15 protein-coding genes are annotated in these 11889 nt (G+C 70.6%); 11 read left to right on the top strand and 4 right to left on the bottom strand.

From position 1 onward, the window contains the following. Positions 1 to 12 precede the first annotated feature (12 nt). Complete coding sequence (locus FOH10_RS00225) at positions 13 to 630, top strand: TetR/AcrR family transcriptional regulator (RefSeq protein ID WP_143979164.1); 618 nt, start codon at positions 13 to 15, stop codon at positions 628 to 630. A 278-nt stretch (positions 631 to 908) separates the two neighbouring features. Here FOH10_RS00225 and FOH10_RS00220 read toward each other — a convergent pair whose 3' ends face one another. Further along, complete coding sequence (locus FOH10_RS00220) at positions 909 to 1502, bottom strand: TIGR03086 family metal-binding protein (protein ID WP_221937909.1); 594 nt, start codon at positions 1500 to 1502, stop codon at positions 909 to 911. Positions 1503 to 1684: 182 nt separating this feature from the next. Here FOH10_RS00220 and FOH10_RS00215 point away from each other — a divergent pair, with 182 nt between their 5' ends. Continuing rightward, positions 1685 to 1918 carry a hypothetical protein gene (locus FOH10_RS00215; protein ID WP_029925973.1) on the top strand — a complete coding sequence of 78 codons (234 nt, stop codon included), beginning with the start codon at positions 1685 to 1687 and terminating at the stop codon, positions 1916 to 1918. Between the two features lie 172 nt (positions 1919 to 2090). Next, a complete protein-coding gene (locus FOH10_RS00210) occupies positions 2091 to 2327 on the top strand; it encodes a hypothetical protein (RefSeq protein ID WP_029925976.1) in 237 nt (78 codons plus the stop codon). A gap of 116 nt (positions 2328 to 2443) precedes the next feature. On the opposite strand, the gene menD is transcribed toward FOH10_RS00210, so the two are convergent. Next, positions 2444 to 4075, bottom strand: a complete 1632-nt coding sequence (menD, locus tag FOH10_RS00205) for a 2-succinyl-5-enolpyruvyl-6-hydroxy-3-cyclohexene-1-carboxylic-acid synthase (RefSeq protein WP_029925978.1) — start codon at positions 4073 to 4075, stop codon at positions 2444 to 2446. Between the two features lie 88 nt (positions 4076 to 4163). Between menD and FOH10_RS00200 the strand changes: the two genes are divergently transcribed. After that, positions 4164 to 4988, top strand: coding sequence for a siderophore-interacting protein (locus FOH10_RS00200; protein ID WP_143979163.1), 825 nt, complete (start codon positions 4164 to 4166; stop codon positions 4986 to 4988). Between the two features lie 63 nt (positions 4989 to 5051). Here FOH10_RS00200 and FOH10_RS00195 read toward each other — a convergent pair whose 3' ends face one another. Together FOH10_RS00195 and FOH10_RS00190 are read right to left on the bottom strand one after the other, a co-directional pair. After that, on the bottom strand, positions 5052 to 5498 hold the full coding sequence (locus FOH10_RS00195) for a DUF6918 family protein (RefSeq protein ID WP_029925982.1): 447 nt from the start codon (positions 5496 to 5498) through the stop codon (positions 5052 to 5054). Between the two features lie 85 nt (positions 5499 to 5583). Continuing rightward, positions 5584 to 6240 (bottom strand): PaaI family thioesterase, encoded by a 657-nt coding sequence (locus tag FOH10_RS00190; RefSeq protein ID WP_143979162.1) that lies wholly within the window; start codon positions 6238 to 6240, stop codon positions 5584 to 5586. A gap of 106 nt (positions 6241 to 6346) precedes the next feature. On the opposite strand from FOH10_RS00190, the gene FOH10_RS00185 reads away from it, so the two are divergent. From FOH10_RS00185 to FOH10_RS00155, 7 genes are all read left to right on the top strand, one after another. After that, positions 6347 to 7240 carry a 1,4-dihydroxy-2-naphthoyl-CoA synthase gene (locus tag FOH10_RS00185; protein ID WP_143979161.1) on the top strand — a complete coding sequence of 298 codons (894 nt, stop codon included), beginning with the start codon at positions 6347 to 6349 and terminating at the stop codon, positions 7238 to 7240. Between the two features lie 133 nt (positions 7241 to 7373). Beyond that, positions 7374 to 7772 carry a VOC family protein gene (locus FOH10_RS00180; protein ID WP_143979160.1) on the top strand — a complete coding sequence of 133 codons (399 nt, stop codon included), beginning with the start codon at positions 7374 to 7376 and terminating at the stop codon, positions 7770 to 7772. A gap of 179 nt (positions 7773 to 7951) precedes the next feature. Continuing rightward, positions 7952 to 9343, top strand: a complete 1392-nt coding sequence (locus tag FOH10_RS00175) for an inorganic phosphate transporter (protein WP_143979159.1) — start codon at positions 7952 to 7954, stop codon at positions 9341 to 9343. A gap of 9 nt (positions 9344 to 9352) precedes the next feature. Further along, a complete protein-coding gene (locus FOH10_RS00170) occupies positions 9353 to 9622 on the top strand; it encodes a hypothetical protein (protein ID WP_143979158.1) in 270 nt (89 codons plus the stop codon). A 26-nt stretch (positions 9623 to 9648) separates the two neighbouring features. After that, complete coding sequence (locus FOH10_RS00165; RefSeq protein WP_308212904.1) at positions 9649 to 10062, top strand: DUF3349 domain-containing protein; 414 nt, start codon at positions 9649 to 9651, stop codon at positions 10060 to 10062. Positions 10063 to 10163: 101 nt separating this feature from the next. Continuing rightward, positions 10164 to 11300: an o-succinylbenzoate--CoA ligase gene (menE, locus tag FOH10_RS00160; RefSeq protein ID WP_143983775.1), complete on the top strand. Its 1137-nt coding sequence runs from the start codon at positions 10164 to 10166 to the stop codon at positions 11298 to 11300. 27 nt (positions 11301 to 11327) lie between these two features. Then, the gene (locus tag FOH10_RS00155; RefSeq protein ID WP_143979157.1) at positions 11328 to 11876 is read left to right on the top strand and encodes a VanZ family protein; all 549 of its coding nucleotides are present in this window, start codon (positions 11328 to 11330) and stop codon (positions 11874 to 11876) included. The last annotated feature ends 13 nt before the right edge of the window (positions 11877 to 11889 follow it).

Here is an 11889-nt window from a genome sequence, read left to right as displayed (position 1 = left end):
TGGAGGACCGTTATGAATCCGGACACCACCGTCCCCGGCTCTATCCGCCCAGGTGGACGCACCGCCCGCGTCCGCGAAGCGGTCCTGCGCGCCGCCGGAGACCTGCTCGCCGAACAAGGATTCGCCGCCCTGGACCTCACCGAGGTGGCCGCCCGCGCCGATGTCGGCAAGACCACCGTCTACCGCCGCTGGCGCACCCCCACCGGCCTCATCGCCGACCTCCTGGTCGACATGGCCGAAACCTCACTCCCCCATGCGGATACCGGCACCCTCGCGGGCGACCTGCTGGCCAATGCCCGTCTGGTCGCCACCACCCTGACCGACCCCCGCCAGAGCCGCCTCTTCACCGCCGTCATCGCCGCCGCCACCTGCGACCCCGCCGCCGCCGCGGCATTGCGCCGCTTCTACGACACCCGCCTGACCGAATGGGCCCCCTGCGTGACCGCGGCCATCGCCCGCGGCGAGATCCCCGTCGGCACCGACCCCCGCGCCCTCCTCTCCGCCGTCTCCGCCCCCCTCTACTACCGCCTGCTCGCCAGCGGCGACCCCATCGACGACAGCGCCGCCGTCGCCGCCGCCGACGCCGCGACCGCCGCCGCCCGCGCGGGCGTATTCGTCACGCCGGCTTAGCGATACGCAGCCCTGCCCGGGCTCCACCGCGTCGGCACCAGGCCCGCGGGCAGGTAGCGCCCGATCGCGACACCCACTCATCTCGACCCGGCCACCGCATCGACGAACGCCGCAACCGCGAGGGCCGGGCCGGAACCAACGCACCGGTCACGCCGACCCGCTCGGCCGCGACAGTCGTCGGGGGGTGCCACGGCTCCGTCGAGGATGGAGCCACGCCATGTCACCTCCGGAGCGACCAAGACTCCGGAGGGTCGCGTCACGACGTGCGTGGACGTGCTTCAAGAGTGGGACCACGCCGGGTCGCGGCCGGTGAGGCCGATGAGGCGGTCGAGAGTGGGGGCGGTGTCGGGGACCGGGACGACGGGGCCGAAGAGGCCGGGGGTGCCCTCCTCGGGGGTGGCGCGCAACCAGTCCGCCAGGAGGGTGACGTCGTCGTTGTCGGGGTGGTAGGGCTGGCCGGTGGCGCGGGCCAGATCCCAGGCGTGGATGACCAGTTCGTTGAGGGCCACCGTCGCCATTTCGGGAGCGGGCAGCAGCACCCCACCCGCCTCGGTGTCCCCCTCCCACGCCGACGGCACCCGCCAGGCGGCGACCAGCGCCTCGAGCCGGGCGGGAATCCGGGTGCGCCAATCGTCGGGCAGTTCGGGCTCCATCTCCGTGGGGGACACCGAGTGGCCGATCGACTCCTTGGTGGCGGCCGCGCGGAAGGCCTCCGTGAGCCCGGCGACATGGGCGAGCAGCTGCCGCACCGGCATACCGCCGCTGGGGGTGGCGGTCTCGAGCTGGTCATCGGTGATCGCGGTGACGACCGCCGCCATGGTCGCGGCGGCGGATTTCATATCGAATGCGGCCTTGTTGTCGGTATCAGACATAGCCATCGGTCCTCCCGAACGCATCGGACGCCCACGGCGGGCGGTCCGCTCACCCATAGGGACTGTTCGGCGCGTCGAGACTCATCGGTGCCCCGTGCCCGATCGTGCGGATGTGCGTGCACGGCCACTCCGAAACCGACTCGTTAGCAGCGAAAACGCGTGGCGGCGCGGAGAATTGGTAGATGAAGGGTGATCGAGTGGAGATCGTCGTCGATACCGGCGACGGCTACCGCAATTACGAGGTGCGCGCGACCCGGGCCGGGCGGCGCGTCGAAACACGGATCGCGCGCGGGGTGGTGGAGGTCAGCGAGATCACGCGCACCGGCACCCCGGTGCGCACCGCGCGTTTCCTGTCCAACCGGGTGGTGGCGCTGGTGGAGCATCCGGCCGAGAACGGATCGCTGCCGGGCGAATAGGCGCACGAGCGCATAATCCGAGGCAGGGCGGGCATCCCGGGTACCGGGCGGTGCGCGCGTGGTGGTTGCCAGCTCGGCCTATCGGGCGCATCCTCGACAGTGCCGGGTGGCGGTGCGCGCCGGATGCCCGGCCCACGGTCAGGCCGTCGACTCAGCTGGAGAGGAGCACCTGATGACAGATCGAATCACCGACGCCATGAAGGATGTACCGGAGGCCGACTTCGTCGAGCAGACCGTTCCGGCGTACGACGACGGCGGCTACCCCGCGGACGATTTCGACGCCGACACCGAGACGCCGCCGGAGCCCGAGCGCACCTGGGAGGCGAACGAGGCGGACGTGATCGAGCAGTCCATTCCGGTGCCCCTGGACGACGATTACGAGGACACGGACTCCGACAGCGAGTACTGACCCGAAGGACGCGGCGGCGAACCTCCCCGATGGGTTCGCCGCCGCTTCGCGTTCAGGAGAGCGGCCCGGCCCGCGTCGGCCGCGCCGTCCACGCGCGCGGCGGGCACCGACGCGGTTCAGTCCGCGATGCCCGCGCGCACGGTGGCGTGCAGTTCCCGCAGGCTGGAGCGTTCGGTGGCGACCTCGAGCACCCGGATGCCGTGGGCGTGCCGGGTCAGCTCCACGGCCAGTTCGGACAGGTCCACCTGCCGGTGCGGGACCCGGTAGGCGGCGCACAGCGCGGCCAGGTCCATGCCGTGCGGGGTGCCGAAGACCCGTTCGAAGACGCCCGCGTACTGCGGGTCGCCCTGTTCCAGCAGTTCGAAGATGCCGCCGCCGTCGTCATTGGCGACCACGATGGTGAGGTCCTTGGGCCGCGGCTCGCCCGGACCGATGAGCAGTCCGGAGGCGTCGTGCAGGAAGGTCAGATCGCCGATGAGGGCCAGGGTGCGCCCCTCGTGCGAGAGTGCCGCGCCGACGGCCGCCGATACGGTGCCGTCGATACCGGCCACGCCGCGATTGGACAGCACCCGGATGCCGGGGCGGGGATGCGATACCAGCGCCGCGTCGCGCACCGGATTGGACGCGCCGAGCAGCAGCTGATCCCCGTCGTGCAGGGCGTCCATGACCGCGGCCGCCACATGCAGTCCGGTCGGCTTGGGATGCGCGGCCAGTTCCGCGCGGATCACCGCGCGCGCTCGCTCGTCCAGCTCCCGGCAGCCGTCCAGCCAGGCGGCGGTGGGCGCGCCGTAGGTGACCGCGCGGGTGCCGGTGCCCACCACATTGCCGGACACATCGGGCCAGCGCGGGCCGGTGGTGAGCGCGTACACGGTCACCTCGGGGTCGGCCAGCACCCGCGACACCTGGCGGTGCAGGGTGGGGCGGCCGGTGATGATGGCCTGCTTGGGCCGCAGCAGCGACAGCGCCAGCGGGTGCAGCGGCGGCCCGTGCATGGGCGCGGTGGGTTCGGCGACGGTCGGCAGCGCGGCCAGTTCCGGCCGGTGCCCCGCGCCGTGCCCGGAGATGACGACCGTATCGGGCGACAGGTCGATGTCGAGGGGTACGTCCAGGGTGGCGTATTGCGTTGCGGTCCAGGGCCGTCCGCTGTCCCGGCCAGCCGGCAGCGGATCGCCCTCGCGGGCATCGGGCACCAGCGGTTCGCGCAGGGGAATGTCGAAGTGCACCGGCCCGGCATTGCCGGAGCGGGTGCCGCGGGCGGCGGCCAGCACCCGGCACACGGCCGAACGCCACACGCTGTTCTGGCGGCTGTATTCGGGATCGGCTTCCACTTCGGCGAGCCCGAGGCTGATGGCGGCGCGCACCTGGCTGCCGAACAGCCCGAACTGTTCGACGGTCTGATTGGCCCCGGTGCCGAGCATCTCGTAGGGCCGGTTGGCGCTGAGCACGATGAGCGGCACCCGCGCGTAGTTGGCCTCGAGCACGGCGGGGCCGAGGTTGGCGACAGCGGTGCCCGAGGTCATGACCACCGGCACCGGCCGGCCGCTGGCCACCGCGAGCCCGATGGCCAGAAAGCCGGCGGTGCGCTCGTCGATGCGCATGTGCAGCCGCAGCCGACCCGCGGCGTCGGCGGCCTGGAGGGCGAAGGCCAGCGGCGCGTTTCGCGAGCCGGGGCACAGCACCACGTCCCGCACGCCCCCGCGCGCCAGCTCGTCGACGACGACCTGTGCCTGTGCTGTCGAAGGGTTCACGCCCCTCAGCCTCCCAGACAGTGGCTCCGCCCGCTGCGTCGCCCCGCTCACACCCCTCGGTTTAGTTAGGCTTTGCTAACTTGATGCCATGGCGAAGCGCACCAAGTTTCTCAAGCCCGAGCACCGGGACTTCATCAGCGCGGAAGTGCTCGCGAGCAAGCGGATCAGCCCGAATTTCGTCCGCGTCACCCTGGGCGGCACGGGCCTGGGCGATTTCGAACCCATGGGCTTCGATCAATGGTTCCGGTTGTTCCTGCCGGGCAGGGACGGAGCGCTGCGCCTACCCACCTCCACCAGCACCCTGGGCTGGTACGCGCAGTACCTCATGATGGGCAGGGACACCCGTCCGCTGATCCGCAACTACACCGTGCGCGACTACCGACCGGCCGGGTCGGGCGAATTCGGCTCCACCGCCGAAATGGATGTGGACTTCGTCTCGCACGGCGACGACAGCCCGGCCTCGGCCTGGGCGAACAATGCCACCCCCGGCGGCAAGGTGGGGCTGCTCGACGAGGGCATCACCTTCCAGCCGCCCGAGCACACCGAATCCGTTCTGCTGCTCGGCGACGAGAGCGCGCTGCCCGCCATCGCCGGGGTGCTGCGGTCGGCCTCGCGCGATCTGCGGGGCGTCGCGTTCATCGAGGTCCCGCACGCCGACGACGTGCAGCGGCTCGACGAACCGGCGGGGGTGGACGTGCACTGGCTGGTGCGCGCCGACGCGCACGACGAGGTGGGTGCGGCGGCCGCGGCGGCGGTGCGCGCGGCGGATATCCCGACCCGCGGCGTGTACGCCTGGGCGGCGGGTGAACAGACATTGGTGTCGGGAGTGCGCCGCCATCTGGTCGAGCACGGCATCCCGAAAACGGACATCACCTTCACCGGATACTGGCGAGTCGGCAAGTCCCAGGGCTGATTTCAGCCGGTGTCACACGGCGGTTTCGCGGCCCACCCGGGGCCGCGAACCGACCAGTTTCAATCAGCCAGCGTGCCGCTGCACCAGATCGCCGACCCGCGGAAGGGCCTCGGCGACATGCTTCTTCGCCGACGACCGCATCGAGTTGTAGACCTTGGTCAGGGCCGGACGCGACGACGCCGCGGCGCGCTCATCGGTGACGGCCAGCAGCGCTTCGGCAACCTCGTCCTGCTTGGCGACCAGCAGATCGGCGAAAGAGCCTGCCCCGCCGGCCTTGTACTCGGTCCAGTACGGCTCGAGCTTCTCGACGAACTTGGGCGCGAAAGACGACAGCGCGTCACCGACGATGGTGGGGCTGACCTTCTTCACCGCGGCGTAGCCGCCCTTGACAGCCAGACCCGACGCGCCGCCCTTATCCGACACCTCCGCGTCGAGAACCGACTGGGCATCGGCCAGGAAGGCCGCGCGCTTGGTGTCGTCGAGCAGGGATTCAGACAGTGCTGCAACCACTTTCAGGTTCCTCCGGATAGGTTTGCGATGAACGAGCGCACGCAACTATACGCACCGGTGCCCGCGCACACACGATGCCGACGCGCTACGGCTGCCAAGGCAGCAACTGCACCATAAGCCCTTCACAATCGGCCAGCAGCGTTTCAGATTCATCCAATAGCCGTGCGCTGACGAAGGTTTTGCGTCCCTCGACCCGATCCACGGTCCCTACCACGGTCAATGGCGTTTCGACGGGGGTGATCTTCCGGTAGTTCACATGCAGGAAAGCTGTCCTACTGATCGGTCGACCCGCATAGTGCACGAGCGTGCCGAACAAGTCATCGAACAGCAACGGCAGCACGCCGCCGTGCACCGCGCTGTTGCCGCCCACGTGATATCGCCGAAACTCCCCTTGACTGCGCACCCCGTCCGGCCCCGCCTCGACCACCCGCCAGGGCGGCATCAGCAAACTCCCGCGCCCCGGCAGCGCGGTGGCGCGCCCGGCCGGACTCGCCAACTCCGGTGCGCGGTAGGGCTCGAGCAGCTCGATGAGCTCGTGCGCCTGCCGCAGCGCCCGCCCGTACACCTCGTCCGGAGCGTCGACCGAGACGGCGAGGTCCTGCAGGGTGCGCATGGCCGCCACGAACGATCCGAATTCCGGTCCGGGATGCGCCTCGACGATCTTGGGAAATCCGCCGTGCCGCTCGTACCGATCATGGTCCACCGCGCTGGCGTCGATAACAGGTTTCGGACGTTCGCTCATACCAGCACGGTAGCGGGTGTTTTTACACCGTCAAGTGGAGAGCCGCGCCGCAGCTCACACCCGGGAGCGGCCGAAGGGGGTCCGATCGCCGACTATGTTCGAGCGCGTGACCTTCAATCCGACGCTGTGGCGGCCCGTCCCCGGGTTCGAGAACCTCACCGACATCACGTATCACCGGCATATCGACCAGGGCACCGTGCGCATCGCGTTCGATCGGCCCGAGGTGCGCAATGCCTTCCGGCCGCACACCGTCGACGAGCTCTACCGCACGCTCGACCACGCCCGGATGACCTCCGATGTCGGCGCGGTACTGCTCACCGGCAACGGACCCAGCGCCAAGGACGGCGGCTGGGCCTTCTGCTCCGGCGGCGACCAGCGCATCCGCGGCCGCAGCGGCTACCAGTACGCCAGCGGCGAGACCGCCGACACAGTCGATGCCGCCCGGGCCGGACGCCTGCACATCCTCGAGGTGCAGCGGCTCATCCGGATGATGCCCAAGGTCGTCATCGCCCTGGTCAACGGCTGGGCCGCGGGCGGCGGACACTCCCTGCACGTCACCTGCGATCTCACCCTGGCCTCCCGCGAACACGCCCGGTTCAAGCAGACCGACGCCGATGTGGGCAGCTTCGACGGCGGCTACGGCAGCGCCTACCTCGCCAAGATGGTCGGGCAGAAGTTCGCCCGCGAGATCTTCTTCCTCGGCCGCCCCTACACCGCCGAGGAGATGCACCACATGGGTGCGGTGAACGCCGTGGTCGACCACGACGAGCTGGAGAACGTCGCCCTGGAGTGGACCGCCGACATCCTCGGCAAGTCACCACAGGCCATCCGCATGCTCAAGTACGCGTTCAACCTGACCGACGACGGACTGGTCGGCCAGCAGCTGTTCGCCGGGGAGGCGACCCGCCTGGCCTACATGACCGATGAGGCCGTGGAGGGCCGCGACGCGTTCCTGGAGAAGCGAAAGCCGGACTGGAAACCGTATCCCTGGTACTTCTGAGTTCCCAGGTCAGCAGGCTATTTGTCGCCGAGGGTACGCACCGGGTACGCAGAGGTCGTGAAGACCTGGCGGTGCAGGTTGGCCGCCGCCGTCCGGGCGCGGTCGCGACCGATTCGAACAAGGAGGTTCGGGCATGGACGTGCTCAGTAGCCGGGTGATTCTGCGCCCGGCCGACTACGCGACCACCCTCGCGTTCTATCGCGACGGTCTCGGGTTGGCGGTCGCGCGCGAATATCCGGGTGGGACGGTGCTGTTCGCGGGGCAGTCGCTCATCGAGGTGGCCGGGCACGGGCGGGCCGAGGATGCGCCGCGGGGGTTCTCGGGCGCGATCTGGTTGCAGGTGCGCGACGCCGAGGACGCCGCGGCCGAACTCGCCGCGCGCGGGGTGCCGATCGACCGCGCGCCGCGGCGGGAGCCGTGGGGGCTGATCGAGATGTGGGTGCGCGATCCGGACGGGGTGCCGATCGTGCTGGTGGAGGTGCCCGCCGAGCACCCGCTACGCCGGGATTCCCGGCCGCCCGCCGAGCACTGACCCGCCGAGCACCGCATTCCGGCCGAGCACTGCGTTCCCGGCGAGCAGTGCATTCCGGCCGGGCACCGCATTCCGGCCGTTCGGGCAGCGCAGCCGATGGCGCATAACATGCCGCCCGCTGCGACTCGGTGCGGGGTGGCGGTTAACGGCACGTTAACGGCGTGCCGCAAACTGGGGGCGTGTCTGCCGAACTGCTCGTTCTGCTGATCGTGGTGTGCACCGCGCTGGCATTCGATTTCACCAACGGATTCCACGACACCGCGAACGCGATGGCCACCTCGATCGCCACCGGTGCGCTGCCCCCGCGCCGGGCCGTACTCCTCTCCGGTGCACTCAACCTCATCGGCGCGTTCCTGTCCGTCGCGGTCGCGGCGACCGTCACCGACGGCATCGTGCGCCTGGACGAGGTGAGCGGGCGAGCACTGCTCGACATCGTGTTCGCCGGGCTGGTCGGCGGCATCCTGTGGAATCTGTTCACCTGGCTGCTCGGACTGCCGTCGAGTTCCTCGCACGCGCTGTTCGGCGGGCTCATCGGCGCGACCGTCGCCGCGCTGGGCTGGAACGGCGTGGTGTGGGCGGCCGGTGACAAGGGCGTGCTGTTCAAGATCATCATCCCGGCCCTGCTGGCCCCCGTGGTGGCCGCGCTGGTCGCCTGCCTCGCCTCCTGGCTGGTCTACCGGATCACGCGCGGCAGCAATACGAACACCGTGGAACGCGGATTCCGCTGGGGCCAGATCGGTTCGGCCTCCCTGGTCTCGCTGGCGCACGGCACCAACGACGCGCAGAAGACCATGGGCATCATCTTCCTGGCCCTCATCGCGCACGGCTCCGCCACCGCCGGCGACCCGCTGCCGCTGTGGGTGATCACCTCCTGCGCGATCGCCATCGCCGCCGGCACCTGCCTGGGCGGCTGGCGGATCATCCGCACCCTCGGCAAGGGCCTGGTGGACATCGCGCCGCCGCAGGGCTTCGCGGCCGAGGCCACCAGCGGCGCGATCATCCTCACCTCCGCCCACTTCGGCCTGCCGCTGTCCACCACGCAGACGGTGACCGGCTCCATCCTGGGTTCCGGGCTGGGACGGCCCGGAGCCGAGGTGCGCTGGACGGTGCTGGGCCGCATGGTGGTCGCCTGGGTGCTGACGCTGCCCATGGCGGGCATCGTCGGCGCGGTGTGCTGGGCGATCCTGCACGGCATCGGCGACACCGCGGGCACGCTGGTGGTCTTCGGACTGCTCATCGCCACGGCCGCCTACATCTGGCTGCGTTCGCGGCGCACGGCCGTCGGCTCGCACAATGTCAACGACGAGTGGCAGGGCACCGCCGCACCACCAGACACCACCGCGCCACACGACACCACCGCGCCGCACGACACCACGGCGCCGCATGGCACCACGGCGCCGCATGGCACCAGCGCGCCACAGAGCGCCGCCACACCACGGCACACCGCCACACCGCAGGACCCCCGGCCGGGGATCGGCGAAGGGGCCGGTCGGCCGAATGCCGCCACCCCCGGCCCGACCGCCGAATCCGGTCCGGCGCAGTCCGAGACCACCGCCAACCGAACCGGGTAGGAGTCGCGAATGCACACCTTGCTGTCGAATCTCACCGACCTCGGCCAGGTCACGCTGGCCGCCGTCATCTTCGGCGCCGGACTGCCCGCCGTCTTCGCCTTCGGCATCCGCTTCCAGGCCCGGGTCGACGATGGCGCCGACGGTGGTTCCCGGGCGGTCTCGCAGGCCGTCGCCAGCCTCTGCTTCGCCATCGTGCTCATCGCGGTGGTGGTCGGTGTGCTGTTCATCGCCAAGGGCTTTCTGGCCTCGCGGCTCGGCATCCACCTGTTCGGCGCGTGACGCCGCCGCGAAGAGAGGTACAGCCCGTGAACTCCCCCGAACAGCCCGACCAGCCGCCGGAATCCCGGCCCGCGGAACACACCGCACGGCCGGAACACACCGATCTGCTGGAGGCCGCGCGCACATCGCTGCGCCAGTCCGGTTCGATCCTGCGCAAGGTGCTCGACTGGCTCAAAGCCGGGTACCCGCAAGGGGTCCCGCAGGACGACTACGTGGCCCTGCTCGCCGTGCTGCACCGGCGGCTCACCGACTACGAGGTGCGCATCGTGGTCGAGGAACTGGTGCGCGAACGCCGGGCTACCGACGAGATCGACCAGGACGAGATCGCCGACGCCATCGCCCGAGTTGCCAAGGAGCAACCGGGCGAGGACGATATCGCTCGGGTGGCCTCCCGGCTGGCAGCGGGCGGATGGCCGCTGGCGACACCGACGTCCGATTGACCGACGACCACCATCGACCACGGACGCGGACCCGCAGTCGCGCGTCCACCCCGAGACATGACACGATCGCGAACGTGAGCAGCACCCTGCGGACCCTCCCCATGCCCACCGGCGCCGCGGTGGGAGAAGTACTGCCGCATCTGCGGGAGGCCCTGGAGGGCAGTGGCCCGGCGTGGCTTCCCATACCCACCGCCGACCGCCGTGAGGCGCACCGGCTCAGCAGTGCCCTGCGCCCCGGCGAACCCATCGAGGACGATGTGGCGCTGGTCGTCACCACCTCCGGCACCACCGGAATCCCCAAGGGGGCCATGCTGTCCGCGGCCGCGCTGCGCGCCAGCGGCGAGGCCACCCACGAGCGGCTGGGCGGGGCCGGACAGTGGCTGCTGGCGCTGCCCACCCATCACATCGCCGGTATCCAGGTGCTGCTGCGCAGCATTCTCGCCGGAACCGAACCGGTCGTGCTGGACGTCTCCGACGGCTTTCTCCCCGAGGGTTTGGCGAGTGCGGTGGCGGGCATGCGGGGGCCGCGCCGCTACACCTCGCTGGTGCCCACGCAGCTCATCAAGGCCCTCGACGAACCCGTGGGCACCGAGGCGCTGGCCCGGTTCGACGCCGTCCTGGTGGGCGGTGCGGCCACGCCCGCGCCGGTGCTGGAGCGGGCGCGGGCGGCGGGCATCAACGTGGTGCGCACCTACGGGATGAGCGAGACCTGCGGCGGCTGCGTCTACGAGGGTGTCCCGCTCGACGGAACCGAGATCCGCATCGAGGACGGGCGCGTCATGTTGGGCGGCACCACCCTGGCCAACGGCTATCGCGGGCTGCCGGACCACCCGGCCTTCGCCGAACCCGGCTGGTTCCGCACCGAGGACGCGGGCACCTACGAGAACGGCGTGCTGACCATTTCCGGCCGCCTGGACGAGGCCATCATGACCGGCGGCCTGCTGGTGATCCCGCAGGTCGTGGAGGCGGTGCTGGCCACGCATCCGGCGGTCGGCGAATGCGTGGTGCTCGGCCTGCCCGACGAGCGGCTGGGTCAGCGGGTGGCGGTGGCCGTCGTCCCTGCGGTCGGCGCGACCCCGCCCACCCTGGACGAACTGCGCGAGCACGTGATGAAGGAGTTGGACGCCATCGCCGCGCCGCGGGAACTGGCGGTACTCGACGATCTGCCGCTGCGCGGTCCGGGCAAGCCGGACCGGGTGAAACTGCGCGAACATCTCCTCGCCGACTCCACACATTGACCACATCGCACCCGTAGCGTCCCGGTGATGCGGGATGTCTGGGTGCAGTGGGGACATGTTCTGGTGGCGTGGGCGATCGCGGTGCCGATCACTGTTGCCGGAGCGGCGGTGCTGCTCCGCTGGCGACTGCGCCGGGGCAGCCCGCGCGCGGAGGCGTTGCGGCATACGGTGTCCGAGGCCGCGATCGCGCTGGGCACGCTGCCCTGGATCTGGATGATCCTCACCCCCGTCGACGGGAAGGCGGCGGTACTGCTGGTGCCACTGCGGGATCTGGTGCAGACGCTGAGCGATACGCCGACCCGGGCGGTCGTGCAGATCGTCCCGAACCTGATCGTGTTCCTGCCGCTGGGCTTCTTTCTGCCGCTGCGGGTGCCGCGCCTGGCGAACGTGTGGACCATGGTGGCACTCGGCGCGGTCCTCTCGGCATCGTTGGAGTTCGCGCAGTACGCGTTCCGGCTCGGTCGGTTCTCGTCGGTGGACGATGTGCTCATGAACGCCGCCGGTGCCGGCATCGGCGCACTGCTGTCGGCCGCGTACGCGAAGCGGCCTGCGACGGCCGTCGCCGATCCCGGGTGAGCCGCGCGGACGT

It is taken from the genome of Nocardia otitidiscaviarum, assembly GCF_007362295.1.
GTDB classification, from domain to species: domain Bacteria; phylum Actinomycetota; class Actinomycetes; order Mycobacteriales; family Mycobacteriaceae; genus Nocardia; species Nocardia otitidiscaviarum.
Note: the sequence above shows the minus strand (reverse complement) of the source record. Positions and strands in the feature narration are given on the sequence as shown.

What these genes read in the sequence shown, in the direction of transcription:
- FOH10_RS00180 (WP_143979160.1), top strand. Translation starts at nt 7,374, where the DNA reads ATGGACGTGCTCAGTAGCCGGGTGATTCTGCGCCCGGCCGACTACGCG.
- FOH10_RS00220 (WP_221937909.1), bottom strand. Translation starts at nt 1,502, where the DNA reads ATGTCTGATACCGACAACAAGGCCGCATTCGATATGAAATCCGCCGCC.
- menE (WP_143983775.1), top strand. Translation starts at nt 10,164, where the DNA reads ATGCCCACCGGCGCCGCGGTGGGAGAAGTACTGCCGCATCTGCGGGAG.
- FOH10_RS00200 (WP_143979163.1), top strand. Translation starts at nt 4,164, where the DNA reads ATGGCGAAGCGCACCAAGTTTCTCAAGCCCGAGCACCGGGACTTCATC.
- FOH10_RS00210 (WP_029925976.1), top strand. Translation starts at nt 2,091, where the DNA reads ATGACAGATCGAATCACCGACGCCATGAAGGATGTACCGGAGGCCGAC.
- FOH10_RS00170 (WP_143979158.1), top strand. Translation starts at nt 9,353, where the DNA reads ATGCACACCTTGCTGTCGAATCTCACCGACCTCGGCCAGGTCACGCTG.
- FOH10_RS00155 (WP_143979157.1), top strand. Translation starts at nt 11,328, where the DNA reads ATGCGGGATGTCTGGGTGCAGTGGGGACATGTTCTGGTGGCGTGGGCG.
- FOH10_RS00225 (WP_143979164.1), top strand. Translation starts at nt 13, where the DNA reads ATGAATCCGGACACCACCGTCCCCGGCTCTATCCGCCCAGGTGGACGC.
- FOH10_RS00215 (WP_029925973.1), top strand. Translation starts at nt 1,685, where the DNA reads ATGAAGGGTGATCGAGTGGAGATCGTCGTCGATACCGGCGACGGCTAC.
- FOH10_RS00190 (WP_143979162.1), bottom strand. Translation starts at nt 6,240, where the DNA reads ATGAGCGAACGTCCGAAACCTGTTATCGACGCCAGCGCGGTGGACCAT.